We start from the raw sequence: 26,498 nt of genomic DNA on the forward strand, positions 1-26,498 counted from the left end.
CCGTGGGCGTGGCCGGCCTGTACCTGCCGGGCGCACAGGCACGGTTGCTGCCCGAGCAGAGGCAACTGGCCGAGGCCATGGTCGATGACATCGCCCAGGCCGCGCTGCGCACGCGGTTGGTGGCCGAACTGGAGCAGGCGCATGTCAGCAACGAGACCGAGCGCCTGCGCTCGGCGCTGCTCTCTTCGGTGTCGCACGACCTGCGCTCGCCGCTGGCGGCGATGATCGGGTCGGCCGGCAGTCTGGCCAGCTATGGCAAGGCGATGGACGTGACCGACCGGCGCGCCCTGCTGGATACCATCCTGGTGGAAGGCGAACGGCTGGACCGCTACATCCAGAACCTGCTGGACATGACCCGGCTGGGCCACGAAGGGCTGACCATCAACCGCGACTGGATCGGCGTGGACGAGCTGATCGGTTCGGCCGCGCGCCGCCTGCAGCGCTACCAGCCGACGGTGCCGCTGGAACTGGATATCCCTGCGACGCTGGCGCCGATCTGGGTGCACCCGGCGCTGGTGGAGCAGGCGGTATTCAACGTGATGGAGAACGCGGCCAAGTTCTCCCCGCCCGATGCGCCGGTGCAGGTGCAGGCACGCGAGCTGGACGGCCAGCTGCGCATCGACGTGATCGATGCCGGCCCCGGCATTCCGGATGACGAGCGCGCGCACATCTTCGACATGTTCTACAGCGTCGAGCGCGGAGACCGCGGCCGCCACGGCACCGGCCTGGGCCTGACCATCTGCCAGGGCATGATCGGCGCCCACGGCGGCAGCGTGCAGGCGCTGCCCGGACGCGACGGTCGCGGTACCCTGATCCGCATCACCCTGCCCCTGCTGGAACCCGCCGACCACGATGAGCCCGATGCCGAGTGATGCCAGCGTGCCGGCCGCGCGCGTGCTGGTGATCGACGATGAAACCCAGATCCGCCGGTTCCTGGACATCAGCCTGCGCGCGCAGGGTTACCAGGTGCGGCAGGCCGCCACCGGCCAGGAAGGCCTGGACATGGCGGCCAGCGAAGACATGGACCTGGTGATCCTGGATATCGGCCTGCCGGACATGGAGGGCCATGAGGTGCTGGCGCAGCTGCGGCAGTGGAGCCAGGTGCCGGTGATCATGCTGACCGTGCGTGCCGGCGAGGCCGAGAAGGTGCGGGCGCTGGATACCGGCGCCAATGACTACGTGACCAAGCCGTTCGGCACCCAGGAACTGATGGCGCGGGTACGTGCGCTGCTGCGCACGCGCAGCGTGCCGAGCGATGGCACCCCGCCGGTGTTCGACGACGGCCACCTGCACGTGGACCTGGTGCGCCGTGAAGTGGCGCTCGATGGTGAACCGGTGGCGCTGACCCGCAAGGAATACGCACTGCTGTCACTGCTGCTGCGCAATGCCGGGCGGGTGGTGACCCAGCCGCAGATCCTGCAGGAGATATGGGGGCCGACGCACCAGCACGACACGCACTACCTGCGCATCCTGGTCGGCAAGCTGCGGCACAAGCTGGGCGATTCAGCGCTGGATTCGCGCTACCTGTTCACCGAGCCGGGCGTGGGATTGCGGTTCAAGGGGTGAGGCGTGCCGACCACCGGTCCACACCCGGGTAGATCCACGCCATGCGTGGATGCCTTCAATCCGACCCCGTGCCGACCAACGGTCGGCACCCACCGGTAGCGCCGGTCGCTGGCCGGCAACCACCTCATCAGAAGCCCAGCGCGGTGCCGCCCAGCACGCCCTGCAGCTGGCTGCGGAAGATCGCCTGGATACGTTCCAGTGCGGCTTCGTCATTGCCCTCGAAACGCAGCACCAGCACCGGGGTGGTGTTGGAGGCGCGCACCAGGCCCCAGCCATCGGGGAAGTCCACGCGCAGGCCATCGATGGTCGACAGGCGCCCCCCCACGTACGGGTTGTCCGGCGACTGCGCCGCCGCCACCAGCATCGCCACCAGCGCGTGCGGCGTACCTGCCGCCACCGGCACCTTCAGTTCCGGCGTGGACACCATGTCCGGCAGTTCCTCCAGTACCTCGTGCGGGGTTTCCTCGCGCTGGGCGAGGATTTCCAGCAGGCGCGCAGCGGCGTACAGGCCATCGTCGAAACCAAACCAGCGCTCCTTGAAGAAGAAGTGGCCGCTCATTTCGCCGGCCAGTTCCGCATCGGTCTCGCGCATCTTCGCCTTCATCAGCGAATGCCCGGTCTTCCACATCAGCGGGCTGCCGCCGTTGCGCAGCACGTGGTCGGACAGCTTGCCGGTGCACTTCACGTCGTAGATCACCATCGCGCCGGGATTGCGCATCAGCACGTCGGCGGCAAACAGCATCAGCAGGCGGTCGGCATAGATGATCTTGCCCTCGCCGGTGACCACGCCCAGGCGGTCGCCATCGCCGTCGAAGGCCACGCCCAGGTCGGCGCCGAAGCGCTTGACCGTCTGCACCAGATCTTCGAGGTTGGTCGGTTCGCTCGGGTCGGGGTGATGGTTGGGGAACGTGCCGTCGACATCGCAGTACAGCGGAATGACTTCGGCACCGATGGCTTCCAGCAGCTGCGGCGCAAACGCGCCAGCCACGCCATTGCCGGCGTCGGCCACGACTTTCAGCGGGCGGTCCAGCTGCACGTCGTCGGCAATGCGCCGGATGTAGTCGGCCGCAACCTCGCGCTGCTGGTAGTCACCCGGCTCGCCGGCCTGCGTCAGGCGGCCTTCGCTGATGCGCTGGTAGAGATCGGTGATCGCATCGCCCGACAGCGTTTCACCACCGATGACCACCTTGAAGCCGTTGTACTCCGGCGGATTGTGACTGCCGGTCACCGCCACGCAGGTGCCGGTGCGCAGATGGAAGGCGGCGAAATATACCAGCGGGGTCGGTGCCAGACCGATGTCGATGACCGAACAGCCGGCGCGACGCAGGCCCTCGGCCAGGCTGGCCGACAGTTCCGGGCCGGACAGGCGGCCATCGCGTCCGATCACCACCTCGCGCAAGCCCTGTTCGAGGGCGACGGTGCCGATGGCCTGGCCGATCAGCGCGGCAGTGCGCGCGTTCAATTCGGTGCCCACCACACCACGGATGTCATAGGCACGGAAGATGCCGGCCGGCACATCCACCGGCGGTGGCACGGCCGGTGCTGCGCCGGCTTCAGCGTTGGCCGGATCGGCCACAGGCGCCGCGGGCGCGGCCATCTGCAGGCTTTCACGCAGCGTGGGCCCTTGATCGGCCTCGGCGACGGCACCGCGGCGGCTCGGCAGCGGCAGCGACTTCGGCAGGCGCTCGCGCCCGACCACCAGCAGCACGGCGATGAAGGCCAGCAGCAACGCCACGATCGCACTGGGCAGCGCGCTCAGCCCCAGCGGGCCGGGGTCGATGTTCGGTGCACTGGCGGTCAGGCGCAGCGGGGTGCCCTGCACCGGACGCGCCATCGCCTCGGCACTGTCGGCCAGGCTGCTGTCCCCCTGGGCGACGATGTCATGTGATCCCTGGCGCAGGGACAGGAAGCCGCTGGACGGCGCACGCACCTGGTCCAGCGGACCGGTCAGACGCAGCAGCGGCTGCCGCACGTAGACGACCGCCGGGCCCAGCGCGCCCAGTTGCACCGGTGCGGCAAGGCCGAGGCGATTGCCACCGCCATCGCGGACCACGCGCAAGCCCGGCTTGTTCTGGGTAAGCACCGTTTCCAGCAGCGCCAGGCGGGCATAACCGAAGGTGGCCGCATCGGCGTAGGCCTCGGCCAGTCCGGCAGTCAGCACATCCACCTGCTCGACGCCGGACCAGCTTTCGCGCAGGGCCTGCGCGGCGGCGGCGGCATCGCCGGCCTGCAGCGCCTGCTGCACGCGGTCACCCTTGAGGTGCTGCTGCAGCTGCTGCAGCTGGCCGGATGCAGCCCTCTGCACACCCTGCACGGCCTCGTCGCGGGCCTGCGCCAGCGAATCTCCGCTGGCCTGCTGCCGCCACTGCTCCACCGCACTCCAGCCAAACCACCCGGCCAGCAGCAACAGCGCCACGCCCAGCAATGGCGCGCTGCGCCCCAAAGACTGCTTCTGCCGTCCTTCCCCGCTGCCGCTCATCCGTATCCCCCGTCAACGCACTCCGGTATGGCCGAATCCACCCGTTCCCCGCACGCTGTCGGTGAAAGTATCCACCACCTGCAGGCTGACGCGGGCAATCGGTACGATAACCAGCTGGGCAATACGGTCGCCCGGCTCGATGGTGAAGGCTTCGCGGCCACGGTTCCAGACGCTGATCAGCAGAGGCCCCTGGTAATCGGCATCGATCAGGCCGGTGCCGTTGCCCAGTACGATGCCGTGGCGATGGCCCAGGCCCGAGCGCGGCAGGATCACCGCGCACAGGTTCGGGGCGGCGATATGGATGGCCAGGCCGCTGGGAACCAGCGCGGTATCCCCCGGCTGCAGGGTCAGCGCGGTTTCCAGCGCCGCGCGCAGGTCCATGCCGGCACTGGCTTCGGTGGCGTAGGCCGGCAGCGGCCAGCTGTCACCAAAGCGCGGGTCAAGCAGCTTGACCTGCAAGGGCTGCAAAGGGGCCACCAAAGTGGAAGGTGCCTGGGTCATGCGTGAAGCCTCCGCGCGATCAGCGCCAGCAGTTGTTCGGCCAGCTCGCGCTTGGAGGTGGCCGGGAAGACCTGTTCGCCGTCCTGCCAGAAAGCCGTGGCGGCGTTGTTGTCACTTTCAAAACCACCACTGCTGATGCCCACCTGGTTGGCGATCACCAGATCCAGGCGCTTGTCGACCAGCTTGCCGCGTGCATATTTCTCCACATCGTGGGTCTCGGCGGCAAAGCCGACCACCAGCTTCAGCGACTGCGTCTGTGCGGCGACTTCGGCGAGGATGTCCGGGGTGCGCACCAGCTCGATCACCAGCGACTGGCTGTCGGCGGTCTTCTTCAGCTTCTGCGCGGCCACCTGGCGCGGGGTGTAATCGGAGACGGCGGCCGCACCAATATAGATGTCGGCCGGCAGCGCCTTCAGTACGGCATCGCGCATCTGCGCGGCCGAGCGCACGTCCACCCGCTGCACGCCCGGCGGCGTCGCCAGCTGTACCGGGCCACTGACCAGCACGACCTGCGCGCCCAGGGCCGCGGCGGCACCGGCGAGCGCAAAGCCCATCTTGCCGCTGCTGCGGTTGCCAACGTAGCGCACCGGGTCGATGTCTTCATAGGTCGGGCCGGCGCTGATGAGCAGGCGCAGGCCCTGCAGCGCCCGGGTCTCCGGTGCGGTGGCCGCTGCCGCAGCAACCGGGCCGCCCACGCTGGCCAGCGCGGCAACGATATCGTCCGGCTCGGCCAGCCGACCGGGGCCCGACTCGCCTTCGGCCAGTGGCCCATCGACCGGGCCGATGACCTGGGCGCCACGTTGGCGCAGCAGGGCGATATTGGCCTGGGTGGCCGGGTGCAGCCACATGCGATGGTTCATCGCCGGGCATACGGTGAGCGGCGCGGTGCTGGCCAGGCACAAGGTACTGACCAGGTCATCGGCATGGCCCTGGGCCAACCGTGCCAGCAGATCCGCCGTGCCCGGCGCGACCACGATGCGGTCGGCCCAACGCGCCAGTTCGATGTGGCCCATGGCCTGTTCGGCGGCGCTGTCCCACAGGGTGGTGCGCGTGGGCTGGCCAGACAGTGCCTGGAAGCTGAGGGGGGTGACGAACTGCTGGGCACCGGCGGTCATCGCCACCTGGACCAGGGCCCCGGCATCCCGCAGGCGGCGTACCAGTTCCAGCGCCTTGTAGGCCGCGATTCCGCCGCCGACGCACAACAGCAGTTTCTGGCCTTCCAGCGCGCGGGCCGACGCGGGGAGGGCGTTGGGAGAATCAGCCACCGGGAAATCCTGTGCAAACGAGGGCGCTAGCTTACCCGATGGCCGGCAACGTCCCGGTACACAGCGCACATAGCGCGCAGCTATCAGCAGATGGAACTCCGGCTACAACGTTTTCCGGGTTGCCCTCCTTCGGATTCGGAACTTTCCTATACCTCTGCCTGCCGCCGCTTGAGCAGAATCATCGCAGGCCCCCTCGGGAGTGCCGTCTGGTTTTCCTGGGAGTACGCCGTGCATCCGCGCATCATCATCGCCGACGACCATCCGGTCGTACTGCACGGCATCCGCATCGTCCTCGAGCGCCACCACATGTCGGTGGCCGGCGCCGCCGCCGATGGCGCCGGGCTGCTGGATCTGGTTGCCCGGCAGCCCTGCCACGCGGTGCTGACCGACCTGTCCATGCCCGGCACCGGGCCCGATGGCGCCGACCTGCTGGATACGCTGCGACGGCGGCACCCTGCGCTGCCGGTGGTGGTACTGACCGGCGCGCGCCACCCGGGACTGCTGGACGGCCTGCTGCGCGAAGGCCTGCACGGGCTGGTGGACAAGAGTGCCGATTTCGGTGAGCTGCCGCAGGCCCTGCGCGCGGCCATGGCCGGCAAGGTATTCGTGTCCCAGCAACTGCGCCACCTGCTGCAATCCCGCGATCTGTTGCTGTCGCGGTCACAGGCGCCGCTGTCGGCACGTGAACAGGAGGTGGTGCAGCTGCTGGGAAATGGCCTGAGCGTGAATGCCATTGCCGAGCATTGCGGGCGCAGCGCCAAGACCATCAGCCGCCAGAAGGCCGAGGCGATGCGCAAGCTGGGCCTGGACAGGAACCAGGAGCTGTACGACTACCTGCAGCTCCAGCGCGTGTGAGGCGTTGACCGACGCCCTGCGGCGGCAAATGCCGATGGTGGCCGCGCGCGCGGGCAACCACCATGCAGCCATGCCCATTCACGACTGGCCCCCCGAGGAACGACCGCGCGAGAAACTGCTGGCGCGCGGCCCCGCTGCCCTGTCCGATGCCGAGCTGCTGGCCCTGTTCCTGGGTTCCGGCTTCGGTGGTCGCGATGCGGTGCAGACCGCGCGCGATCTGCTCACCAGCCACGGCCCGCTGCGCGTGCTGCTGGACCGCCCCGCCACCGAGCTGGCCCGCCTGCCCGGTCTGGGGCCGGCGCGCAGCTGCACGCTGGCGGCGGGCCTTGAGCTTGCGCACCGCTACCTGGCTGCCGAACTGGCCCACGGCGAGAGCGTGGGCGACAACCCGCTGGCGGTCGGCCGCTACCTGCAACACCGGCTGCGAGGGCAGGCCCGGGAACTGTTCCTGGTGCTGTTCCTGGACAACCGGCACCGGCTGATCGCCTGCGAAGAACTGTTCGCCGGCACCATCAATGCCGCCCCGGTCTACCCCCGCGAAGTGGTGCGACGGGCCTTGCTGCACAACGCGGCGGCGGTGATCCTCAGCCATAACCACCCCTCCGGCGACCCTGAGCCCTCTGGCGCCGATGCACGCATCACCGAGGAACTGCAGCAGGCCCTGGCCCTGGTCGACATCCGCCTGCTGGACCACTTCGTGATCGGCGAGGGGCGGCCCGTTTCATTTGCTGAACGCGGCCTGCTGCCGCAGGTGCAGCCACGCCTGTTCGGTTGAGGCTGCTGGCCCGGCGTGCCCGACCGTCCGGCGCTGCGGGCGCCCCTGCGGGCAGGCCACGGTCAGCGTACACGCCGGCATCTGCGCTAAAATGGGCGATTCCGCCGCTCATTCTCACAGCAGGCCTCGTGAAAAATCTCCTCCGCGCCCTGATCGGCCAAGGCATCGAAGCCTTGCGCGCCAATGGCACCCTGCCCGCCGACTCCCTGCCGCCGGACTTCGTGGTCGAGCGCCCGAAGACCCGCGACCACGGCGACTTCGCCACCAATGCCGCCATGCTGCTGGCCAAGGCCGCGCGCAGCAACCCGCGGGCACTGGCCCAGGCGCTGGTGGACGCGCTGCCGCGCAGCGAGGACGTCAGCAAGGTCGAGATCGCCGGGCCCGGCTTCATCAACTTCCACCTGGCCCCGGCCGCATACCAGCGCGAAGCCGCCTCGGTCATCAAGGAAGCCCACGACTACGGCCGCAACCTGTCCGGCAATGGCCGCACGGTGGGCGTTGAGTATGTGTCGGCCAACCCGACCGGTCCGCTGCACGTCGGCCACGGCCGCGCTGCGGCGATCGGTGACTGCGTGGCACGCGTGCTCGATGCCAACGGCTGGAACGCCAAGCGCGAGTTCTACTACAACGATGCCGGCGTGCAGATCGAAAACCTGGCGCTGTCGGTGCAGGCACGCATCAAGGGCATCGCCCCGGACCAGGATGGCTGGCCGGAAGGCGGCTACCGCGGTGAGTACATTGCCGACGTCGCCCGCGCCTATCTGGCCGGCGCCAGTGTCGACCTGGAAGGCACCATGGTGGTCGGCGCCAAGGATCCGGACGACATGGCGGCGATCCGCCGCTTCGCCGTGGCTTACCTGCGCAACGAGCAGAACCTGGACCTGGCCGCGTTCGGCGTCGACTTCGACATCTATTTCCTGGAAAGTTCGCTGTACGCCGACGGCAAGGTCGCCGAGGCCGTGTCCAAACTGCAGGCCTCGGGCCACACCTACGAGGAAGGCGGCGCGCTGTGGCTGCGCAGCACCGACTTCGGTGACGACAAGGACCGCGTGATGCGCAAGTCCGACGGCACCTTCACCTACTTCGTGCCGGACGTGGCCTACCACCTGTCCAAGTGGCAGCGTGGCTACGAGCGCGCGATCACCGAGCTGGGCGCCGACCACCACGGTTCGCTGGCCCGCGTGCGCGCCGGCCTGCAGGCCCTGGAAGTGGGCATTCCGCAGGGCTGGCCGGAATACGTGCTGCACCAGATGGTCACCGTCATGCGCGGTGGTGAGGAAGTGAAGCTGTCCAAGCGTGCCGGCAGCTACTTCACCCTGCGCGACCTGATCGAAGAAGCCGGCCGCGATGCCACCCGCTGGTTCCTGATCGCACGCAAGCCCGATTCGCAGCTGACGTTCGATATCGACCTGGCCCGCCAGCAGAGCAACGACAACCCGGTGTTCTACGTGCAGTATGCGCACGCCCGCGTCTGCAGCCTGCTGCGCCAGGCGCAGGAGAAGGGGCTGGTGTATGACCAGAGCAATGGCCTGGGCAACCTTGGCCGCCTGGCCGACGATGCCTCGCTGCAGTTGATGAATGAAATCTCGCGGTACCCGGAAGTGGTGGAAGCGGCGGGCGTGGCTCTGGAACCGCACCTGGTGGCGCAGTACCTGCGTGAATTGGCGCATGCCTTCCACACGTGGTATCACGGGACACCGGTGCTGGTGGACGACGCCACCGACCGCAACGCCAAGCTGACCCTGGCCTGCGCCGCGCGCCAGGTGCTGGCCAATGGTCTCGACCTCCTGGGCGTCAGCGCCCCGGAAAAAATGTAAGTCTCAGGAGACGCAGTACACATGGCAGCACGACGCGGCAAAAGCCAGGCACGACGCAACGGCAGCAGCCAGGGCACACCCGGATGGGTATGGCTGGTCGCCGGTGTGGCCATTGCTGCCGTGGTGTTCCTGGCGGCGCCGAACCTGTTCAAGGGCGAAGGCGATGGTTTCCTGCGTGCGGGCCCGCAGCCGAACCCGAACGCACAGCCGGCCCCGGTTGCCGATGCCGACAGCGATGTCGGCAGCCAACCGGCAGAAGCGCCGGCGGCCACGCCGAAACCGGCAGAACCGGCCAAGCCGGCGGCTACCCAGTACGACTTCTATACCCTGCTGCCGGGCAAGGAAGTGGAGATGTCCGACGCTGAACTGGCCGCCAGCACGCGCGCCGAGGAACTGCGCCGGGCCAAGGCCGAGGCGCAGCGTGCGCAGGCTGCCCTGGAAGGCAAGCCGGTTCCGGCGGCTGCGGCTGCGGCACCGGCGGCGACCACCAGCGTGGCCAGCACCACCCCGGCCACCAGCACGGCACGCCCGCTGCCGGCACCACTGAGCGAACGCCCGGCGGCAGCCACGCCGTCGGCTTCGACGGCAGCACCGGCGCCCACCAGCACGGCGGCGACCACGCCGCCCGCGCGTGCGGAGGCTGCGCAGGCGGCTGCCGCCGCACCGGCCGCAGCGCCCGACAACACCCGCTACATCCTGCAGGCCGGTGCCTTCGGTGCGTCCGGCGATGCCGAAGCGACCAAGGCCAAGCTGGCGATGATGGGCCTGGCCGCACGGGTGGAATCGGCGCAGATCAACGGCAAGACCGTGTATCGCGTGCGCATGGGGCCATATGGCAGTGCCGGCGAGCTGTCAGAAGCCAAGCAGAAGCTGGATGGCACTGGGCTGCAGGCCATGGCGATCAAGGCGCAGTAAGCCGTTGCGGATGTGAATGAAAAAAGCCGGGCATTGCCCGGCTTTTTTGTGCTTTTGTAGAGCCGAGCCCATGCTCGGCTGCCGTTGAAAGGAGCCGAGCATGGGCTCGGCTCTACAGAAAGCGAAGCGCCCCGGTCAGCCTTCGCGGGCGACCTGGAAACCAGCGAACGACTGGCTCACCGGCATCAGTTCGAGGCGATTGATGTTCAGGTGGGGCGGCAGCGTGGCCACCCAGAAAATCTGCTCGGCGATGTCTTCGGCGGTCATCGGGTTGGCGCCCGTGTAGAGCTTGTCCGAGGCGGCCTGGTCGCCATGGGTGCGGACCACGGTGAATTCGGTTTCGGCCATGCCCGGTTCGATCGTGGTCACGCGTACGCCGGTGCCGTGCAGGTCAGAGCGCAGGCCCAGCGAGAACTGGCTGACGAAGGCCTTGGTGCCGCCATAGGCGTTACCGCCCGGGTACGGGTACACGCCAGCCACCGAGGAGATGTTGATGATCGCACCCTTGCGCTCGACCAGCAGCGGCAGCAGGCGATGGGTCAGGGTCACCAGGGCGGTGATGTTGGTGTCGATCATGGTGGTCCAGTCCGACAGCTTGGCGCTCTGCGCCGGCGCGGTGCCCTGGGCCAGGCCGGCGTTGTTGACCAGCAGGTCGATGCCACCGAAGGCCGGCGGCAGGCCCAGCAGCGCCGCTTCCATCGCCACCGGGTCGCGCACGTCGAACACCGCGGCGTGCACTACGTCCTTGCCATAGCGGTCGACCAGCGGCTGCAGGCGTTCGCTACGGCGGCCGGTGGCGATCACTTTCCACCCGGCCTGGGCGAAGCGATGGACGGCGGCGGCGCCGAAGCCGGAGGTGGCGCCGGTAATCAGGACGGTGCGGGTCATGCAGACAACTCCGTGGGAAACCAGACCCCCATTCTGGCACCGTCGGCCGGTGCCTGCGTTGCCCGATCAGTGCGCGATGGCCAGGCTGGGCGCCTTGCTGGGGTCAGAGCCCTTTGCCGTGGCAAAGATATCCGACCCCGGCAGGGTTCAGCGCAGGCGGAACACCCGCGCCTTGGGCAGGTCTTCGTCCACCTGCAGGAACCAGCGCCCGGCGATGCCCGGAATCACCTCGATCTGCGGCGCCTGCAGGGTCCGGCGCAGTTTCATCTGGCCTTTCATCACCTGCCACTGCTGGCCATTGTCGAGGGTGAAAACGGTGCCCGGCTCCCAGCCGGCGACATCGCCCACCACCCGTGCCGTAACCGGGCCTTCCTCCAGGCCCAGGTGCATGGCGGCCGGGGCCGGCACATCTGCTGGCAAGGGTGCTGCGGGCAAGGATGCCGGCGGCTGGGCTGCCAGGGCCCCCGCCGCCGGCGCTGCGCTTTCCGCCTCGCGCAGTACCCGGTTCAGTGCCTGCAGCTGTGCCGGGCTCAGCCCCACTTCGGCGAGCTGGGCCGCGTTGAGGCGCTGTTCGACCGGTACGAAGCGGTCCTGGGCAAGGGCGGGCAGGCTGCTGGCGACCAGCAGGGTGGACAGGAGAAACCGGCGCATCGGCAGACATCCAGCGGAAGTACGCACACGATGCTGCAGCCCGATGACAGTCCGGTGACAGCCGCAGGGCCGGTACAATGGGCCATGATCAACAACGATGTCCTGCGCAGCGTGCGCTATTGCCTGGACCTGGGCGACCACCACGTGGTGACCCTGTGCCAGATGGCCGACCCGGCGTTCGCCGTCGATACTGACCAGGTGAAGGCCTGGCTGCGGCGCGATGAGGAACCCGGCTTCGAGGCGATGAGCGACACCGCGCTGGCGCACTTCCTGGATGGCCTGATCGTTCACCTGCGCGGTCGCGACGACAGCCAGCCGCAGCGTGCGGTGGAAACCCGCATCGACAACAACCTCGTACTGAAGAAGCTGCGCGTGGCCTTCCAGCTGCGCGACGTGGATCTGATGGACATCTTCGCCAGCGTCGGCTTCAAGGTGTCCAAGTCCGAGGTCGGCGCACTGTTCCGCCAGCCCGGCCACGCCAACTACCGGCGCTGCCTGGACCAGATGCTGCGCAATTTCCTCAAGGGCCTGAGCCTGCGCGTGCGCGGCTGAGCACGGCATCGACGAAGGCGCGCGCCGCAGGCGTGGGCAGGCGTTGCCAGGCCAGATGGACGCGCCGGGTCGGGGTCGGCTGCAACGGAATCTGCACCGCCCCCACGAAGCCTTGGGCGACCCGCTCCGGCACGATGCCCACCGCCAGCCCATGGCGGACGAAACGCTCGACCAGTTCCATCTGGTTGACCTCGAAACGCACCGGGTGTGGCAGCCCAGCGGCCGCGAACGCATCGTCGGTCTGCCGGCGCGCGCCGGTACCGCGCGGGAAATCCACCAGCGCCTCGTCGCGCAGTGCGGCCAGCGGCAGCCGTGCCTGTGCGGCCAATCGATGGGTGGGGGCCAGCACCGCCACCAGTTCCTCTTCCTGCAGCATCTGCTGGCACACCCCATCCAGGCTGGCCGAGGGCGCCAGTCCGACCAGCGCGACATCCAGCTCCCGCGCCTGCACCTGGGCGATGAGCGTTTCGCTCTTGTCCACGCGCAGCTGGAACTCCACCTGCGGGTAGGTCTGGCGGAAGGTGGCGAGGATCGCCACGGTGTCGATGTCGGTGAGCGAGGAGATCTGCCCGATCGCGAGCGTGCCACGCACCTGGCCGGTAACGGCCGCCACATCCGCACGCAGGTGGCGCAGGCTGGCCAGCACCTGTCGCGCATGCACCAGCAGCGCCTCGCCGGCCGGCGTGATGCGCACCTGGCGGGGTAGACGCTCGAACAGCGACGTACCCAGTTCTTCTTCCAGATGCGCGATCTGGTGGCTCAGCGCCGACTGCACCACATGGCAGCGCGCAGCGGCCCGGGTGAAGTTGCCCTCCTCGGCGAGGGCCACGGCGAATTCCAGCTGCTTGAGGTTCACTCGATCATCTATTTTCCAGATGCCAGGGATGATGATGATTCATTTCCATCATCGCTGCATCGGGAGGACACTGTGCGCCCCACGTTATGGAATGCCCTGTGAGCCCTTCCCTTCCCGCCCTGCACCGCTGGCAGGTTCTGCTGATGTCGGTCGCCACCGGCGTGGCGGTGGCCAGCAACTACTACGCGCAACCGTTGCTGCACACCATCGCCGATGCCTTCGGCGTACCGTTCGGCCAGGTCGGCATGGTGGTCACCGCCGCCCAGCTCAGTTACGCCGCCGGACTGATCCTGCTGGTGCCCCTGGGTGACCTGTTCGAGCGCCGCCGCCTGATCGTGGTGATGAGCCTGCTTTCGGCCAGCGGCCTGGTCATCAGCGCCTGCGCGCCTTCGCTGACCTGGCTGCTGGTGGGCACGGCCATTACCGGCCTGTTCTCGGTGGTGGCGCAGGTGCTGGTGCCGTTTGCCGCCACCCTGGCCGCCCCGGAACACCGGGGCCGCGTGGTTGGCACGCTGATGAGCGGCCTGCTGCTGGGCATTCTGCTGGCGCGTACCGTGGCCGGCCTGCTGTCCAGCCTGGGCGACTGGCGCCTGGTCTATGCCATCGCCGCCGCTGTGCTGGTGCTGACCGCGCTGGCCCTGCAGCGCGGGCTGCCGCGCTTCCATCACACTGCCGGCCTGGGCTATTTCGCCCTGCTGCGCTCGATCGGCACCTTGTTCGTGCAGGAACCGGTGCTGCGCCAGCGCACCCTGCTGGGCGCCTGCAGCTTCGCCATGTTCGCCATCTTCTGGACGCCCCTGGCGTTCCTGCTGGCACAGCCGCCGTACGAATACAGCGACGCCACCATCGGCCTGTTCGGCCTGGTCGGTGCCGCCGGCACGCTGGCAGCGGGGCTGGCCGGGCGCATGTCCGACCGCGGGCAGGCCGGTCGCGCCACCGCCATCGCACTGGTGATGCTGCTGCTGTCGTGGCTGCCGCTTGGCCTGTCGGCGCATTCGCTGCTGGCATTGCTGGTGGGCGTGGTGGTGCTGGACCTGGCCGCGCAGCTGCTGCACGTCAGCAACCAGAACCTGATCTACGCGCTGCAGCCGGAGGCACGCAACCGCCTCAACGCCGGCTACATGACCGGCTATTTCATCGGTGGTTCGCTGGGGTCACTGCTGTCGGCGCAGGTGTACCAGCACTTTGGCTGGACCGGCGTGTGCGTGGCCGGTGCGGTGGTGGCCGTACTGGCCCTGCTGCTGTGGCTGCCCGGCGCGTGGCGTGCGCGCCAGGCAACCGCGGCCCACTAGAAACTGCCCTGAAGCGCCAGCTCCCAGCGGCCACCGGCGTTGCCCGGGAACAGCCGGCGGGCGGCGTTGTCGGTGTCATGCACGGTGGCGCGCAGTTCCCAGGCCGGGGCCAGGGTGGCGATGGCGCTGAGCTGGCCATGCAGGTAGTCCGGCCCCTGTGCGTCGGCCAGCCAATAGCGGCCGGCCGCCGCTTCCAGGCGGAAGCGTGCATTCAACGGCAGGCGGCCGCCCAGCTGTGCATAGGTGCCGCGGTGGCCACCGGCCAGCGCATCGCTGGAATGGGCCAGCTGCAGCCAGGCCCACTGCTTCCAGCTGAGCGTTGCGCCCAGTTCGGTCCAGTCCAGCGCACGGCCGGTGCCCGGGTACAGATAGCGGGTGAGGTTGGCATCCAGGCTCCAATCCTGCGCCACGGCACCGGACCAGCCGGCCACCAGATCGAATTCCCGGCTTGCACCGATGTCCGGGGTGAACGACACGTTCGATCCCCACACGCTGGCATACAGGCCCGATGGCAGTGCCAGCTTCGCGCCGGCCTGCACTGCCGGGTCGCCTGCGGTCTGCGAACTGCCGCGCCATAGGTAATCGCTGGTCACGGCCACGCTGCCGCTGGCCTGCGCCTGCGCGCTGCCGGCTGCGAGCAGGCCGGCCACCAGCGCGGCCACCGCCGTGCTCATCCCCTTGCTGTCCACTGCGTGGTGTTCCTCATGGAAGGCGGTCGCGCCGCCGGGACGGCAGTGTCGGCGGCGTGCCCGTAACGGATCGATGGCGCAGCGGCAGGCCTGGCGCAAATTCAACGTAAAGCGCTCAGGCCTCGACGGTTGCCGGGGTATCATGGCGCCCTGCCAAAAGGAGCCCTGCGTGGACGCCATCCTGACCCCGGTATCGATCGGCGAGCTGATCGACAAGATCACCATTCTCGAGATCAAGGCCGAGCGCATCGACGATGCCGCCAAGCTGGCCAACGTACGCACCGAACTGGACGGCCTGCTGCCGTTGCTGCAGCAGCAGTTGCAGGCGCAGCCGGCGCTGGGCGCGCTGCGCACCCAGCTCAAGGCGATCAACGAACGCATGTGGGACATCCAGGACCAGCTGCGTGACAAGGAAGCGGCGCAGGTGTTCGACGATGCGTTCATCCAGCTGGCGCGCGGCGTGTACGGTACCAATGGCGAGCGCATCGTGGTGAAGAACGAGATCAACCGCGTGGCCGGCTCGGCGCTTGTGGAAGAAAAGCAGTACCAGGGCGAGTAAGCCCCGCGTTACCCGCATTCGAGCAGGTGGCGGATGCGGAACAGCTCGCCATCGCTGTGGATGCCCAGCTTCTGGTAGGCGGCTTTCTTCTGCGTGCTGATGGTGCTGGCCGAGCGCTGGAAGTGCCGCGCCACCTCGCCGGTGCTGCAGCCCTGCAGCACCATCCGCAGTACTTCGCGTTCGCGACGGCTGAGCGGGGTGAGGGTCAGGCCCGGCGCGCGCCGCGTGCGCGAGCGGTTGAGCTGGGTGCGCAGCTCCGGTGGCACGAACCTGCCGCCACGGGACACCGTCTCCAGCGCGCGCAGCAGCATCTCCGGCGATGTGGCCTTGGACAGGAACCCGCGTGCACCGGCGTCCATGGCCGTGGCCACCGTGCTGGCATTGCAATGGGCGGACAGTACCAGCACCGGCAGGCGCGGCCAGCGCCGCGTCAGTTCGCGCAACAGGGCCAGGCCATCGCCGAGGTCACCCAGTGGCAGGGCATCGACCACCAGCAGGTCCACCGCCTGTGGATCCCGCTGCAGCAGCGCCATCAGCTGGGCCTCGTCGGCATAGCTGGCGCAGACCTGCACGCCGCCGTGCTGCCTCAACAGCACTTCCACACCCAGCCGCAGCACCGGATGCGGATCCAGCAACGCCAGCCGGCGCGGCCGATCGGGAAGCAGGGGAGGAAGCGCAGGCGGCAACGGAAAGGTCCTGTAGGACAGGCCCTCATCCTGGGACTGGCCCGCCAGCAGCGGAATCCAATTTATTGCAATGCAGCAAGCGACACCGCCTGCGGTCACCTTCCGTTCCGGTTTGTCAGAACGCGACAGGCCCGGCAATGCCGGGCCTGTCGATGCACGTTCAGCGCGCGGACGCGCTGCGTTGCGATTACCAGCTGAAACGCGGGCCGACGGTGTATTCCTTGTCGCCGTGGCGGTTCATCTTCAACTCCCCGTTCAGGCCCCAGTTCTGGTTCAGCTTGACCTGGCCACCCAGGCGGCCGTACCACTGGCCTTCCGGGTTGACGCCGTGCTTCTTCGAATAATCTTCGTAACCCACCAGGCCGTAGACTTCAGCGTGCGGGCCGAAAGCGGTGCGGATACCGGCTTCAGCGCTGTAGCCGTTGAAATCCAGGCCGTGCTTCGGGTCGAACTTCTGGTAGGCGACGCGGGCAACGAAGTCGCTCGACGGTGCGATTTCAACGTTGTAGCCGGCACCGACCTTCCACTGGTCAACCTTCAGGTTGGTGTTGTCGATCTCCTGGCGGCTGTACTCACCGAACGCGTGGAAATTCGGCAGGAAGCCGTAGGAACCCTTGACGCCCCAACCGTCGGCCTTGACGCCATCAACGTCGGTCTTGGCGTAATCGGCTTCAGCATAGTTGTAGGACAGGTTCTCGGCGGCCGAGGCAGTGAACGGCAGGGCAGCGGCCAGCGCCAGGGCAATCAGCGAATTCTTCATGGGGGTACACCTTTGCTTTCTTATGTTGTGCAGCAGCGCCAGGGCGCCATCGCATCGGGAATGTAAATTCTGCGTTATCCGCCACAACGCTCCCTGAAAACAGCGATCTTCGTACTGCTGAATTTTCTGGCTTGATTCAGGCACTCTCAGGCATACACGCGCGCTGCGCGAACGCAGATCTGCCGTGAGTGCGATGTGGTTGCAGCACCGGTGTCGATTTCCCCCACGCCGGTTCGTCGGTCCATTGAAGGCCGTGCATGCGGCACGGTCCAACCGGAGGCAGGCAATGAGTTACATCGATGGTTTCGTCCTGGCGGTACCCACCGCCAACAAGGAGAAGTTTCTCGCCCACGCACGCGCGGGTAATCCCGGTTTCATCGAGTTCGGCGCGCTGCGCGTGGTCGAGTGCTGGGGCGATGACGTGCCGCACGGCAAGACCACCGACTTCTTCGGCGCGGTGAAAGCCACGCCGGAGGAAACGGTGGTGTTCTCCTGGATCGAGTGGCCGGACAAGGCCACCCGCGATGCAGGCATGAAGAAAATGATGGAAGACCCACGATTCGATCCAGCGAAGAATCCGATGCCGTTCGACGGCGCGCGGATGATCTACGGTGGTTTCGTGCCGATCTACGAACTGACGGCCTGATCAGCGCAGGCCGGGGCCAGGCGCGCGCTCAGCGCGCATCCGCATCATCACTTGCAGCAGCATGGCCGGCGCCCAGTGCGGCGCCGGCACCGAGGCCCATGCCGCCCATGCCGCCCCCCATTCCGCCGCCACCGCCACCACCGCGGCTGCCCTTGGCATCGCCGTCGCTGCGGCCCTTGCCGGCGCCACCGCCGCTGCCACCGGGACGGGTCGGCCCCTGTGCGGGAATGTGCAGCCCGGCGGGAATCGGTGCCAGGTCGAGCGCTTCGCGCACGAAATCACGCAACGACACTACCAGTTCATGGGTATGCACGGGCCGCCCGTGTGCCAGCTCGTCGGCTGCGCGCGCCGCCAGCCGCACCTGCTCGTCGGTGCCCAGCAGCAGGATATCCGACAGCGCGGCTTCAACCGCATCGCGGATGCGCCGGGCGCGATCCGAACCCAGCTCGGTAATGCCTTCAGCCGCTTCGCGCTGGCGCAGTTCGCGGCGATGGGTGGGGTCCACGCCCAGCTCGCCGGTGAACGAACCTCCCAGGGTCTTGTAGGCCGCCATCAGCGTGCGCAGGCGTTCGTTGATCTGCCGGTTCTCGCGCTCGCGGCGCTGCTGCAGGGTCTGCATCACCAGCAGGCGGATGCCCACGCCCAGCAGGGTGATGAGGACCAGGCCGGCCAGGGTGGACAGCACGCCCTGCCAGGAACTGAAATCGATACCGCGCATGCCAGGCGCTCCGGCGGGAAGAACCTGCATCTTGCCGCAATGCCTGCCCCTGAAATGCGAAAGGCCCTCCCGCCCGAGGCGGAAGGGCCTTCTGTCGCCGCGCGATTACTTGCGCTTGGCGACCTTGCGCACGGCCTTGGCCGGCGCCTTCTTGGCAGCGGCCTTCCTGGCCGGGGCCTTCTTGGCGGCAACCTTCTTCAGCGGTGCAGCCTTCTTGCCCACGGTCTTGCGGGTGGCGGCGACCTTCTTGCCGACAACCTTCCTGGCAGCAGCGGTCTTCTTGGTTGCAACCTTCTTGGTGGCTGCAACCTTCTTGCCGACGACCTTCTTGGCAGCGGCGGTCTTCCTGGTGGCGACCTTCCTGGTGGCGGCAACCTTCCTGCCGACAACCTTCTTCGCAGCCACGGCCTTCTTGCCGGCGACCTTCTTGGCAGCAACGGTCTTCTTGGCAACAGCCTTCCTGGCGGTGGCGACCTTCTTGCCGACCACCTTCTTGGCGGCCGCGGTCTTCTTGGCAACGGTCTTCTTGGCGACGGCAGCCTTCTTGGTGGCGGCCTTCTTCACGGTAGCGACCTTCTTGCCGGCAGCCTTGGTGGTCTTCTTGGCCGCAGCGGCCTTCTTGGTCACAGCCTTGCCGGCAGCAGCCTTCTTCTTGGCCACTTCCTTCTTCAGGGCAGCGGCTTCGGCCTTGGCGTTCTTCTTGGCGGCTTCCAGCTTCTGCTTGGCCTTGGCAACCGTCTTGCCGACCGACTTGGCAGCCTTCTCGGCCTTCTTGGCAACGGTCTTCTCGACCTTGGCCACGGCCTTGTTGGCCTTGGCAACGCGGGTACCGGCAGCCTTGGTGGCGCGCTTGACGGTCTTCTTGACCGACTTCACGGCGTCTTCGGCGGCGTGGGCGATGGTCTCGCCAACGTTGGCGGCGGTTTCTTTAACGTTCTCGACAGCGTCGGTCACGACCGACACACCATTACCGTTGCTCATGTTGCCCTCCTGGGGGCCTGGATTGTCAAAACGGGGCGATGCTATACCGACATTGTCCATCGTGGAACGGGGCGCACATATCCAATCGCATCTGATGCGACGGTCCTGGTGTAGGCAGCACTCCGCAGCAAACCTGGCTGCATTCATAAAACCCCTTTATTTAAGTGCTGCGCGATGATGGTCGCGTGTTCGCCACTGCCGTGCAGGCCGATCCCCATGGCAGGGCGACAAGGTGTGCGGCCGGCGTCATCGCAACGCCAGGATGCGCCGAACTGCGCAGGTGTCGGCATGCAACGGCCGGCACTGGCCGCATGCCGGCGGGGTCGCCACGCGCATCGGGCGGCAGTCATTTTTCATGGGCCATTTATCCGGGTGGCGACACACTCATTCAGCTTGTTCTACCGTATAGGCCTACGTCCCCACTCCACCGCCAGCGAACCGACTCCCATGCGACCGCTTCCCACCCTGCTCACGCTCGCAATCGCCGCAGCATTTGGCGGCTTCGTTGCCACCGGCATCAATGCCCACCTGGACAACCGTGCCGATGCCGCACCGCTGCCGGCCGTGGTACCGACCATGGCGGCACTGCCGGCCGCCGTGGCCGGGCAGCAGGTGCCGTCACTGGCGCCCATGCTGGAAAAAGCCATGCCGGCGGTGGTCAGCGTCAACACCAAGCAGGTGGTGCGCGTGCGCAACCCCTTCTTCAACGACCCGTTCTTCCGCCGCCTGTTCCCGGACATCCCGCAGGAACGCATCAACGAATCGCTGGGCTCGGGCGTGATCATCGACGCCAAGGAGGGCCTGGTGCTGACCAACCACCACGTCATCGACAACGCCGATGACGTGCAGGTGACATTGGCCGACGGACGAACGGTCAAGGCCGAGTTCCTCGGTTCGGACCGCGACACCGACATCGCGCTGATCCGTATCCCGGCGCAGAACCTGACCGACATCAAGCTCGGCAACAGCGATCAATTGCGCGTGGGCGACTTCGTGGTGGCCATCGGCAATCCGTTCGGTTTCAGCCAGACGGTCACCTCGGGCATCGTCTCGGCGGTGGGCCGCAGCGGCATCCGTGGATTGGGATACCAGAACTTCATCCAGACCGATGCGTCGATCAACCCTGGCAACTCCGGTGGCGCGCTGGTCGACCTGCAGGGCCAGCTGGTCGGCATCAACACGGCCAGCTTCAATCCGCAGGGCAGCATGGCCGGCAACATCGGCCTGGGCCTGGCCATTCCTTCCAACCTGGCACGCAGCGTGGTCGACCAGCTGGTCAAGCACGGTGTGGTGGTGCGCGGCACGCTGGGCGTGGAAAGCCAGAACCTGAGCGCGCAGATCGCCCAGGGCCTGGGCCTGGGCGAAACCCGTGGCGCACTGATCACCCGCGTGCTGGCCGGTTCGGCCGCTGCGGCAGCCGGGCTGAAGCCGGGCGATGTGGTGGTCTCGGCCAACAACCAGCGCGTGGACAGCGCCGAGGCGCTGCACAACGTGGAAGGGCTGGCTGCGGTGGGCAGCGTGCTGAACCTGGAGGTACGCCGCGACGGCAAGCCACTGCAGGTCAAGGCCACGCTGAAGGAACAGGCACGTGCCGTCACCGGCGAGAGCCTGGACCCGCGCCTGACCGGTGCCACCTTCACCGACCTGCCCGAGTCGCTGCGCCAGTCCGGCGTGGGCGGCGTACTGGTGAGCGAGGTCACGCGTGGCAGCCGCGCCGCCAGCAACGGCCTGCAGCAGGGCGACATCATCGCCGAGGCCACAGTAGGCGAATTTGCCGACCTGGCCAGCTGGCGCGCCAACTTCCAGCAACGCCCCGCCACCCTGGTACTGCGCATCCTGCGCAACAATGGCCAGCAGCAGGGCCAGCTGGTGATGCGCTGATCGCCCTGCCGTAACACCCCCTATACCCGGCCGATGCTATTGCTGTACGTCCCATCGGCCGAACCCTTCGTTCGTCCCCCATCGCAACAGGAGTGATTCGATGAGCCCCACCAATACCGAAAACCTGAAGGAACACCTGGGTGAAGCTGGTTCCCACCTGAAGCAGGCCGCCAGCGCTGCCGGCGGTGCGATCAAGGGTGCAACCGGCGCCGCCGGGGATGAACTGCGCATCGGCAAGGCCAACGTCAAGGCCGAGCTGTCCGACAGCGCGCTGTCCGGCCTGGCCGCTGCCGAGTTCGGCGGCGCCGCTGCCAAGGAGCAGGTGGATGCCCTGATGGACAAGGGCAAGGATCTGGTCGACAGCGCCGCCGAGCTGATCCGTGAGCGTCCGCTGGCGTCGTTCGGCGTAGCCTTTGCCGCCGGCTGGCTGATCGCCAAGCTGGCCAGCAGCAGCGACAAGTAAGCTGCGGCGTGAGCGAAGAGACCACGCAAGCCCCCGATCCGGCGGCAACCCCGCCGCTGGACGAGAGCATCCGCCAGGTCGGCGCGGCCGGCAAGGCTGCGGCCGACTCGGCCAAGCACTCGCTGCGCTCGCTGCGGCGGTTGGCTTCGGCCGACTTTGCCTTGGCCCGCAGCGCATTCGGCCGTGCCCTGGCTTGGGCCGGGGTGGGCATCGTCTTCGGGGCCTCGGCCTGGCTGCTGATGGCCGCCACCCTCATCGCCCTGCTGCAGAGCTGGGGCCTGAGCTGGCTGCAGGCCCTGCTGATCACCTCGCTGCTGAGCCTGGCGGTGACCGGCTACGCAATCTGGCGCGTGTCCTATTTCTTCCACCACACCGGCATGCATGCCACCCGGCGCCAGTTGTCGAAGTTGGGCCTGTTTGATGAGCCCAGCGAGGATGATCCGGACGCCGATGTGCAGATCCCGGAGGGCAAGCCATGAAATTCGGCGCACTGCAGCGGCGGGTGAAGCGCTGCGAACAGGTGATGGCCGTGCGCATGGCCGAAACCGGGGACAACTGGACCGTGCTCAGCCAGGTGTGGCGCCAGGGCTGGTCACCACTGCGCATCATCACGGTGGGCCTGGCCGGTGGCTTCATCGCCGGCAAGCTGGAAGTACCCGGCAAGGTCAACGGTGCCCGCTGGCTGCAGATGATTGGTTCGGTCTCCAACCTGTTCGCCAGTGGCCAGGCGGCCTTCGCTGCGGCGATGGCTGCGCATGCGGCCGATACGGCCGATGAGGCGGCGGACCAGGCCGATGAAGCGGCCGAGCAGATGGCACCGCAGGCGCAGACCCAGCCCGCACCACGCGCGCCTGCCACGCCGGAACCGGAGCTGCGCGAACCGCAGCCGGCCGAAGCGGCCACCGACGTCTCCGAACGTTGACTCCCTGCACCCGCCGCGTTGATCGCGGCGGGCGGATAATGGGCTTCCCTTCCCGGTCGGTGCGTCGATGAGCGAGTCCCTGCTGAACCCTGCGGCCCCCGAGCGGGATGACCACGTACCCCTGCCGCCGCCATCGCGCCCGCGCGGACCGATGTCGCTGGTGGTGCTGGCCACGCTGGCCGTGGCCTTCACCCTGTGGGCGGCGCAGGACATCATCCTGCCGGTGCTGCTGGCGATGTTTTTTGCTCTGGTCGGCAATCCGATCCTGCGCTTCCTGCGCCGGATGTGGATCCCTCGCGCGGTCGGTGCGCTGCTGATCCTCGGCGCCGGCCTGGGGGTGACCACTTCGTTGGGCGTGCAGCTGATCGGACCGGCAATGGACTGGGCCCAGGAGGCGCCGCAGCAGCTGCGCAAGGTCGCCCGCCAGGTGCAGGACCTGACCAAGCCGGTGCAGCAGGCCAACCTGGCCGCAGAGAACTTCGCCCGCGTGGCCGGTGGTGAAAGCAACCGCAAGATCCAGGTCATCCGCACCCAGCTGGACGACCCCTACCGCATGCTGACCCGGGCCCCCAAGCTGGCCGCTTCGGTGCTGGCGGTGGTGCTGCTCACCCTGTTCTTCATGATCTATGGCGAGAGCCTGCAGCGGGCGGCCATCGCCCTGTTCCCCAACCGCCAGCAGCAACGCTTCACTACCGACATCCTGCGTTCGATCGAACGCGAGGTTTCCCGCTACGTGCTTACCATCAGCGTCATCAACACGCTGGTCGGCCTGGTGTTTGCCGGCGTGCTGATGCTGCTGGGGATCGGCCTGCAGGAGGCGCTGCTGTGGGGCACGGTGGCCGCCCTGCTGAACTTCGCGCCGTACGTGGGCCCGCTGATCGGCGTGGCGATGATGCTGCTGATGGGCTTTGTCGAGTTCCGCGATCCGCTGCAGGCGCTGCTGCCGGCCGCCGCCTACCTGGGCCTGCACACTCTGGAAGGGCAGCTGGTGACCCCCATCGTGCTCGGCCGGCAGATGAAGCTGTCGCCGCTTGTGCTGATCCTGGCCCTGATGGTGTTCGGCTGGGCCTGGGGCATGGTCGGGCTGCTGCTGTCGGTACCGCTGCTGGTCTGCATCAAGCTGGTGCTGGCGCGCCTGGAAGGCATGCAGGGCTGGGCACGGCTGCTGGAATGAAAGCCTTGGCGGGCAGGCGTAGAATGGCGGTGTGAACTTTCCTGTCCAAGCCATTACCCTCGACCTCGACGACACGCTGTGGCCGTTCGCCCCGATCGGCGCCCGCATCGATGTGGTCCTGTACGAATGGATGTGCGAACACAGCCCCGCCACCGCCGCCCTGTACCCGGTGGCAGCGATGCGTGAACTGCGCGAGCGCTCCTTCCGCGACAATCCGCACCTGCACTTCGACCTGAGCGCGCTGCGCCGGCTGACGATCCAGGAGGCGCTGCAGAACAGCGGCGCCAGCCTGGACCTGCTGGAGCCGGCCTATGAAGTGTTCTATACCGCGCGCAACCAGGTGGAGTGCTATCCCGATGCCCTCGATGCACTGGCACGCATCGCCGCACGGGTGCCGGTGGCCGCACTGAGCAATGGCAACGCCGACCTGGAACGGATCGGCCTGTCGCATCATTTCGCCTTCCAGCTGGGCGCACGCGAACACGGCGCAGCCAAGCCCGAAGCGAGCATCTTCCACGCCGCCTGCGAACGCCTGGGCGTGGCCCCGGCGCAGGTGCTCCATGTGGGCGACCATATCGAGATGGACGTGGCCGGGGCGATCAGCGCTGGCCTGCGCGGGTGCTGGATCAACCGCGACGCTGCCACCTGGACCCATCCGCAGCTGCAGCCGGACCTGCAGTTCGACACCCTTACCGGCCTGGCCGACTGGTTGGATGCCAACCTCGATGCCGCCGACGAACACCGGAGCAACTGACGCATGAGCGAGATCACCGGCTTCACCGCCACGGCCACCACCGCACTGCCGCTGCACGTGCTGGACCGCGACCAGTACGCCAGCTGGAAGGCCGCGCAGCCGGCCGCCCAGCAGGCGTGGCTGGACGCGCAGGGCTTCACCGCCGCCGGCCACAGCGTGGCCCTGCTGCCGGGCGAGAACGGCCTGGCCGGTGCCGTGATGGGCGTGGGCGACCGCGCCGATGCCTACGCCTATGCGCATGCCCCGCACGCCCTGCCCGAAGGCAGTGTGTGGCAGCTGGCCACCGAACTGCCGGCCGCCAAACAGGCACTGCTGCAGCTGGGCTGGGGCCTGGGCAGCTACCGCTTTGACCGCTACCGCAAGCGCAACCGTGCGCCGGCGCAGCTGCTGGCCAGCCCCAGCGCGGAAGTGGCCGACCTGATCGCCGCCAGCCTGCGCGTGCGCGACTGGGTCAACACCCCGACCGAGGACATGGGCCCGCAGCAGCTGGAAGACGCCGCGCGAGCGTTGGCCGACGCCCATGGCGCACAGATCGAAGCGATCACCGGCGACGAACTGCTGAAGCAGAACTTCCCGGCCATCCATGCGGTGGGTCGTGCCTCGCACCGTGCGCCGCGCCTGATCGTGCTGCGCTGGGGCAAGGAAAGCGACCCGGCGCTGGCACTGGTCGGCAAGGGCGTGTGCTTCGACACCGGTGGCCTGGACATCAAGCCGGCCGACGGCATGCGCAACATGAAGAAGGACATGGGCGGTGCCGCCCACGCGCTGGCGCTGGCCGGGCTGGTGATGGCCCAGCAGCTGCCGGTGCGCCTGACCCTGCTGATTCCGGCAGTGGAAAATGCGATCGGCCCCGATGCCTTCCGCCCGGGCGAGATCATCGCCACGCGCAAGGGCCTGAGCATCGAGATCGACAACACCGACGCCGAAGGCCGGGTGATCCTGTGCGATGCGCTCACCTTTGCCGGCGAGCAGAAGCCGGACCTGGTGCTGGACTTCGCCACCCTCACCGGTGCCGCGCGCATCGCCCTCGGCCCTGACCTGCCGGCGCTGTTCAGCAACGACGATACGCTGGCCCAGCAATGGCTGCAGGCTGGCGATGAGACCCGCGACCCGGTGTGGCGCATGCCGTTGTGGCGCCCGTACCTGCGTTACCTGAACAGCGGTGTGGCCGACCTGGCCAACGCAGGCTCGCGCATGGCCGGCTCGGTCACCGCCGCGCTGTACCTGGAACGTTTCCTGGAGAACGGCCAGCGCTGGGCACACCTGGACGTATACGCCTGGAACGACGGTGAACGCCCGGGCCGCCCGGCCGGTGGCGAGGCCCTGGCCCTGCGTTCGGCCTGGGCGATGCTGAAGGCGCGGTACGGCTGAGCCCCCGATGCGCTCCTGCCCCAGCGGCCTGGCCGCTGGGGCGGTAGCGTGCACCACGGTAGAGTCGACTGTCAGTCGACTGCTCTTCAATTGGCCGTGGAAAATCCCGCGCTGCGCGCGGTAGTCGACCAACGGTCGACTCTACCCGTCGACGTCTCCCGCCGACGTTCCCCGCCCGGTGCTACCGGCGTGCTGGTAAATCTGACGAAAAATTGAATTTCGGCCCCGGCCGGGTTCTGCGAGGATGTGTGGGTCGACCACCCACACGATCCGTGAAGGCAGGAACCCGACCATGTCGCTCTTCCGCTACACCCGCGCCGGGCAGACGCCAGGCACACCGCGCAGGCACTCCCCGCTGCCCTGGATCGCCCTGATCGCACTCATCCTGGGTGGCATCGCACTGGCCTTCGCCTGGCTGGCCGGCTGGATCGGCAACCGCCTCACCGCGCAGCGCTTCACCGACACCATCGAAGCCACCGGTC

General features: G+C 67.9%; 28 protein-coding genes and 1 pseudogene. 18 read left to right on the top strand and 11 right to left on the bottom strand.

What is annotated here, in order from left to right:
• On the top strand, nucleotides 1-872 hold an 872-nt coding region (locus ACQKDV_RS08705; protein ID WP_427783363.1), incomplete at its 5' end, for a sensor histidine kinase.
• Nucleotides 862-1,566, top strand: a complete 705-nt coding sequence (locus ACQKDV_RS08710; RefSeq protein ID WP_427783388.1) for a response regulator transcription factor — start codon at nucleotides 862-864, stop codon at nucleotides 1,564-1,566. The genes ACQKDV_RS08705 and ACQKDV_RS08710, both read left to right, overlap by 11 nt.
• A gap of 127 nt (nucleotides 1,567-1,693) precedes the next feature.
• On the opposite strand, the gene ACQKDV_RS08715 is transcribed toward ACQKDV_RS08710, so the two are convergent.
• From ACQKDV_RS08715 to coaBC, 3 genes are read right to left on the bottom strand one after another with little or no spacing between them, the layout of a single operon-like run.
• A complete protein-coding gene (locus ACQKDV_RS08715) occupies nucleotides 1,694-4,045 on the bottom strand; it encodes a phosphomannomutase/phosphoglucomutase (RefSeq protein ID WP_427783364.1) in 2,352 nt (783 codons plus the stop codon).
• Nucleotides 4,046-4,057: 12 nt separating this feature from the next.
• Nucleotides 4,058-4,546, bottom strand: a complete 489-nt coding sequence (gene dut, locus ACQKDV_RS08720) for a dUTP diphosphatase (protein ID WP_427783365.1) — start codon at nucleotides 4,544-4,546, stop codon at nucleotides 4,058-4,060.
• Nucleotides 4,543-5,811, bottom strand: a complete 1,269-nt coding sequence (coaBC, locus tag ACQKDV_RS08725; RefSeq protein ID WP_427783366.1) for a bifunctional phosphopantothenoylcysteine decarboxylase/phosphopantothenate--cysteine ligase CoaBC — start codon at nucleotides 5,809-5,811, stop codon at nucleotides 4,543-4,545. The genes dut and coaBC overlap by 4 nt, the downstream gene beginning before the upstream one ends.
• 228 nt (nucleotides 5,812-6,039) lie before the next feature.
• On the opposite strand from coaBC, the gene ACQKDV_RS08730 reads away from it, so the two are divergent.
• The 4 genes from ACQKDV_RS08730 (at nucleotide 6,040) to ACQKDV_RS08745 (ending at nucleotide 10,173) form a co-directional block, all read left to right on the top strand.
• On the top strand, nucleotides 6,040-6,666 hold the full coding sequence (locus ACQKDV_RS08730; RefSeq protein WP_427783367.1) for a response regulator: 627 nt from the start codon (nucleotides 6,040-6,042) through the stop codon (nucleotides 6,664-6,666).
• Nucleotides 6,667-6,736: 70 nt separating this feature from the next.
• Nucleotides 6,737-7,441, top strand: coding sequence for a RadC family protein (gene radC / locus ACQKDV_RS08735; RefSeq protein WP_427783368.1), 705 nt, complete (start codon nucleotides 6,737-6,739; stop codon nucleotides 7,439-7,441).
• 128 nt (nucleotides 7,442-7,569) lie between these two features.
• Nucleotides 7,570-9,258 carry an arginine--tRNA ligase gene (argS, locus tag ACQKDV_RS08740; RefSeq protein ID WP_427783369.1) on the top strand — a complete coding sequence of 563 codons (1,689 nt, stop codon included), beginning with the start codon at nucleotides 7,570-7,572 and terminating at the stop codon, nucleotides 9,256-9,258.
• Nucleotides 9,259-9,279: 21 nt separating this feature from the next.
• Nucleotides 9,280-10,173, top strand: coding sequence for an SPOR domain-containing protein (locus tag ACQKDV_RS08745; RefSeq protein ID WP_427783370.1), 894 nt, complete (start codon nucleotides 9,280-9,282; stop codon nucleotides 10,171-10,173).
• Nucleotides 10,174-10,308: 135 nt separating this feature from the next.
• On the opposite strand, the gene ACQKDV_RS08750 is transcribed toward ACQKDV_RS08745, so the two are convergent.
• Together ACQKDV_RS08750 and ACQKDV_RS08755 are read right to left on the bottom strand one after the other, a co-directional pair.
• A complete protein-coding gene (locus ACQKDV_RS08750) occupies nucleotides 10,309-11,061 on the bottom strand; it encodes an SDR family NAD(P)-dependent oxidoreductase (RefSeq protein ID WP_427783371.1) in 753 nt (250 codons plus the stop codon).
• Between the two features lie 147 nt (nucleotides 11,062-11,208).
• Nucleotides 11,209-11,712 (bottom strand): hypothetical protein, encoded by a 504-nt coding sequence (locus ACQKDV_RS08755; protein ID WP_427783372.1) that lies wholly within the window; start codon nucleotides 11,710-11,712, stop codon nucleotides 11,209-11,211.
• Nucleotides 11,713-11,796: 84 nt separating this feature from the next.
• Between ACQKDV_RS08755 and ACQKDV_RS08760 the strand changes: the two genes are divergently transcribed.
• Nucleotides 11,797-12,264, top strand: coding sequence for a DUF1456 family protein (locus ACQKDV_RS08760; RefSeq protein ID WP_427783373.1), 468 nt, complete (start codon nucleotides 11,797-11,799; stop codon nucleotides 12,262-12,264).
• Here the strand turns inward: ACQKDV_RS08760 and ACQKDV_RS08765 are convergent.
• The gene (locus ACQKDV_RS08765; RefSeq protein WP_427783374.1) at nucleotides 12,233-13,120 is read right to left on the bottom strand and encodes a LysR family transcriptional regulator; all 888 of its coding nucleotides are present in this window, start codon (nucleotides 13,118-13,120) and stop codon (nucleotides 12,233-12,235) included. The two genes, ACQKDV_RS08760 and ACQKDV_RS08765, sit on opposite strands and share 32 nt — an antisense overlap.
• Nucleotides 13,121-13,206: 86 nt before the next feature.
• Between ACQKDV_RS08765 and ACQKDV_RS08770 the strand changes: the two genes are divergently transcribed.
• Nucleotides 13,207-14,412, top strand: a complete 1,206-nt coding sequence (locus tag ACQKDV_RS08770; protein WP_427783375.1) for an MFS transporter — start codon at nucleotides 13,207-13,209, stop codon at nucleotides 14,410-14,412.
• Here ACQKDV_RS08770 and ACQKDV_RS08775 read toward each other — a convergent pair.
• Nucleotides 14,409-15,101 (bottom strand): TorF family putative porin, encoded by a 693-nt coding sequence (locus ACQKDV_RS08775; RefSeq protein ID WP_427783376.1) that lies wholly within the window; start codon nucleotides 15,099-15,101, stop codon nucleotides 14,409-14,411. The two genes, ACQKDV_RS08770 and ACQKDV_RS08775, sit on opposite strands and share 4 nt — an antisense overlap.
• 142 nt (nucleotides 15,102-15,243) lie before the next feature.
• Here ACQKDV_RS08775 and ACQKDV_RS08780 point away from each other — a divergent pair, with 142 nt between their 5' ends.
• Entirely contained in the window at nucleotides 15,244-15,660 is a 417-nt protein-coding gene (locus ACQKDV_RS08780) for a DUF6165 family protein (protein WP_427783377.1), read from the top strand.
• A gap of 8 nt (nucleotides 15,661-15,668) precedes the next feature.
• Here ACQKDV_RS08780 and ACQKDV_RS08785 read toward each other — a convergent pair whose 3' ends face one another.
• Both ACQKDV_RS08785 and ACQKDV_RS08790 read right to left on the bottom strand, forming a co-directional pair.
• Entirely contained in the window at nucleotides 15,669-16,346 is a 678-nt protein-coding gene (locus ACQKDV_RS08785) for a response regulator (protein ID WP_427783378.1), read from the bottom strand.
• Between the two features lie 187 nt (nucleotides 16,347-16,533).
• Nucleotides 16,534-17,106, bottom strand: a complete 573-nt coding sequence (locus ACQKDV_RS08790; RefSeq protein WP_427783379.1) for an Ax21 family protein — start codon at nucleotides 17,104-17,106, stop codon at nucleotides 16,534-16,536.
• Between the two features lie 286 nt (nucleotides 17,107-17,392).
• Here ACQKDV_RS08790 and ACQKDV_RS08795 point away from each other — a divergent pair, with 286 nt between their 5' ends.
• Nucleotides 17,393-17,752 carry a DUF1428 domain-containing protein gene (locus ACQKDV_RS08795; RefSeq protein WP_427783380.1) on the top strand — a complete coding sequence of 120 codons (360 nt, stop codon included), beginning with the start codon at nucleotides 17,393-17,395 and terminating at the stop codon, nucleotides 17,750-17,752.
• 28 nt (nucleotides 17,753-17,780) lie between these two features.
• On the opposite strand, the gene ACQKDV_RS08800 is transcribed toward ACQKDV_RS08795, so the two are convergent.
• Together ACQKDV_RS08800 and ACQKDV_RS08805 are read right to left on the bottom strand one after the other, a co-directional pair.
• Nucleotides 17,781-18,470 carry a hypothetical protein gene (locus ACQKDV_RS08800; protein WP_427783381.1) on the bottom strand — a complete coding sequence of 230 codons (690 nt, stop codon included), beginning with the start codon at nucleotides 18,468-18,470 and terminating at the stop codon, nucleotides 17,781-17,783.
• 105 nt (nucleotides 18,471-18,575) lie between these two features.
• Nucleotides 18,576-19,451, bottom strand: coding sequence for a histone (locus ACQKDV_RS08805; RefSeq protein WP_427783382.1), 876 nt, complete (start codon nucleotides 19,449-19,451; stop codon nucleotides 18,576-18,578).
• A gap of 447 nt (nucleotides 19,452-19,898) precedes the next feature.
• Between ACQKDV_RS08805 and ACQKDV_RS08810 the strand changes: the two genes are divergently transcribed.
• From ACQKDV_RS08810 to ACQKDV_RS08845, 8 genes and pseudogenes are all read left to right on the top strand, one after another.
• Entirely contained in the window at nucleotides 19,899-21,332 is a 1,434-nt protein-coding gene (locus ACQKDV_RS08810; protein ID WP_427783383.1) for a Do family serine endopeptidase, read from the top strand.
• Between the two features lie 100 nt (nucleotides 21,333-21,432).
• Entirely contained in the window at nucleotides 21,433-21,795 is a 363-nt protein-coding gene (locus ACQKDV_RS08815; RefSeq protein ID WP_108763771.1) for a hypothetical protein, read from the top strand.
• Nucleotides 21,796-21,803: 8 nt separating this feature from the next.
• A complete protein-coding gene (locus ACQKDV_RS08820; RefSeq protein ID WP_116863188.1) occupies nucleotides 21,804-22,274 on the top strand; it encodes a phage holin family protein in 471 nt (156 codons plus the stop codon).
• Nucleotides 22,271-22,717 (top strand): protein sip-5, encoded by a 447-nt coding sequence (locus tag ACQKDV_RS08825; RefSeq protein WP_427783384.1) that lies wholly within the window; start codon nucleotides 22,271-22,273, stop codon nucleotides 22,715-22,717. Before ACQKDV_RS08820 ends, ACQKDV_RS08825 begins: the two co-directional genes overlap by 4 nt.
• Nucleotides 22,718-22,784: 67 nt before the next feature.
• Complete coding sequence (locus tag ACQKDV_RS08830) at nucleotides 22,785-23,891, top strand: AI-2E family transporter (protein ID WP_427783385.1); 1,107 nt, start codon at nucleotides 22,785-22,787, stop codon at nucleotides 23,889-23,891.
• Between the two features lie 31 nt (nucleotides 23,892-23,922).
• A complete protein-coding gene (locus ACQKDV_RS08835) occupies nucleotides 23,923-24,645 on the top strand; it encodes an HAD family hydrolase (protein ID WP_427783386.1) in 723 nt (240 codons plus the stop codon).
• 3 nt (nucleotides 24,646-24,648) lie between these two features.
• Nucleotides 24,649-26,016 carry a leucyl aminopeptidase family protein gene (locus ACQKDV_RS08840; protein ID WP_427783387.1) on the top strand — a complete coding sequence of 456 codons (1,368 nt, stop codon included), beginning with the start codon at nucleotides 24,649-24,651 and terminating at the stop codon, nucleotides 26,014-26,016.
• A gap of 292 nt (nucleotides 26,017-26,308) precedes the next feature.
• Nucleotides 26,309-26,498 (top strand): annotated as a pseudogene (locus tag ACQKDV_RS08845) (catalase); the annotation flags it as partial.

It is taken from the genome of Stenotrophomonas sp. NPDC077659 (assembly GCF_050268705.1).
Classification (GTDB): Bacteria; Pseudomonadota; Gammaproteobacteria; order Xanthomonadales; family Xanthomonadaceae; genus Stenotrophomonas.

What these genes read in the sequence shown, in the direction of transcription:
- ACQKDV_RS08710 (WP_427783388.1), top strand. Translation starts at nt 862, where the DNA reads ATGCCGAGTGATGCCAGCGTGCCGGCCGCGCGCGTGCTGGTGATCGAC.
- ACQKDV_RS08715 (WP_427783364.1), bottom strand. Translation starts at nt 4,045, where the DNA reads ATGAGCGGCAGCGGGGAAGGACGGCAGAAGCAGTCTTTGGGGCGCAGC.
- dut (WP_427783365.1), bottom strand. Translation starts at nt 4,546, where the DNA reads ATGACCCAGGCACCTTCCACTTTGGTGGCCCCTTTGCAGCCCTTGCAG.
- radC (WP_427783368.1), top strand. Translation starts at nt 6,737, where the DNA reads ATGCCCATTCACGACTGGCCCCCCGAGGAACGACCGCGCGAGAAACTG.
- ACQKDV_RS08745 (WP_427783370.1), top strand. Translation starts at nt 9,280, where the DNA reads ATGGCAGCACGACGCGGCAAAAGCCAGGCACGACGCAACGGCAGCAGC.
- ACQKDV_RS08750 (WP_427783371.1), bottom strand. Translation starts at nt 11,061, where the DNA reads ATGACCCGCACCGTCCTGATTACCGGCGCCACCTCCGGCTTCGGCGCC.
- ACQKDV_RS08755 (WP_427783372.1), bottom strand. Translation starts at nt 11,712, where the DNA reads ATGCGCCGGTTTCTCCTGTCCACCCTGCTGGTCGCCAGCAGCCTGCCC.
- ACQKDV_RS08760 (WP_427783373.1), top strand. Translation starts at nt 11,797, where the DNA reads ATGATCAACAACGATGTCCTGCGCAGCGTGCGCTATTGCCTGGACCTG.
- ACQKDV_RS08770 (WP_427783375.1), top strand. Translation starts at nt 13,207, where the DNA reads ATGGAATGCCCTGTGAGCCCTTCCCTTCCCGCCCTGCACCGCTGGCAG.
- ACQKDV_RS08780 (WP_427783377.1), top strand. Translation starts at nt 15,244, where the DNA reads ATGGCGCCCTGCCAAAAGGAGCCCTGCGTGGACGCCATCCTGACCCCG.
- ACQKDV_RS08790 (WP_427783379.1), bottom strand. Translation starts at nt 17,106, where the DNA reads ATGAAGAATTCGCTGATTGCCCTGGCGCTGGCCGCTGCCCTGCCGTTC.
- ACQKDV_RS08795 (WP_427783380.1), top strand. Translation starts at nt 17,393, where the DNA reads ATGAGTTACATCGATGGTTTCGTCCTGGCGGTACCCACCGCCAACAAG.
- ACQKDV_RS08800 (WP_427783381.1), bottom strand. Translation starts at nt 18,470, where the DNA reads ATGCGCGGTATCGATTTCAGTTCCTGGCAGGGCGTGCTGTCCACCCTG.
- ACQKDV_RS08805 (WP_427783382.1), bottom strand. Translation starts at nt 19,451, where the DNA reads ATGAGCAACGGTAATGGTGTGTCGGTCGTGACCGACGCTGTCGAGAAC.
- ACQKDV_RS08810 (WP_427783383.1), top strand. Translation starts at nt 19,899, where the DNA reads ATGCGACCGCTTCCCACCCTGCTCACGCTCGCAATCGCCGCAGCATTT.
- ACQKDV_RS08815 (WP_108763771.1), top strand. Translation starts at nt 21,433, where the DNA reads ATGAGCCCCACCAATACCGAAAACCTGAAGGAACACCTGGGTGAAGCT.
- ACQKDV_RS08825 (WP_427783384.1), top strand. Translation starts at nt 22,271, where the DNA reads ATGAAATTCGGCGCACTGCAGCGGCGGGTGAAGCGCTGCGAACAGGTG.
- ACQKDV_RS08830 (WP_427783385.1), top strand. Translation starts at nt 22,785, where the DNA reads ATGAGCGAGTCCCTGCTGAACCCTGCGGCCCCCGAGCGGGATGACCAC.
- ACQKDV_RS08840 (WP_427783387.1), top strand. Translation starts at nt 24,649, where the DNA reads ATGAGCGAGATCACCGGCTTCACCGCCACGGCCACCACCGCACTGCCG.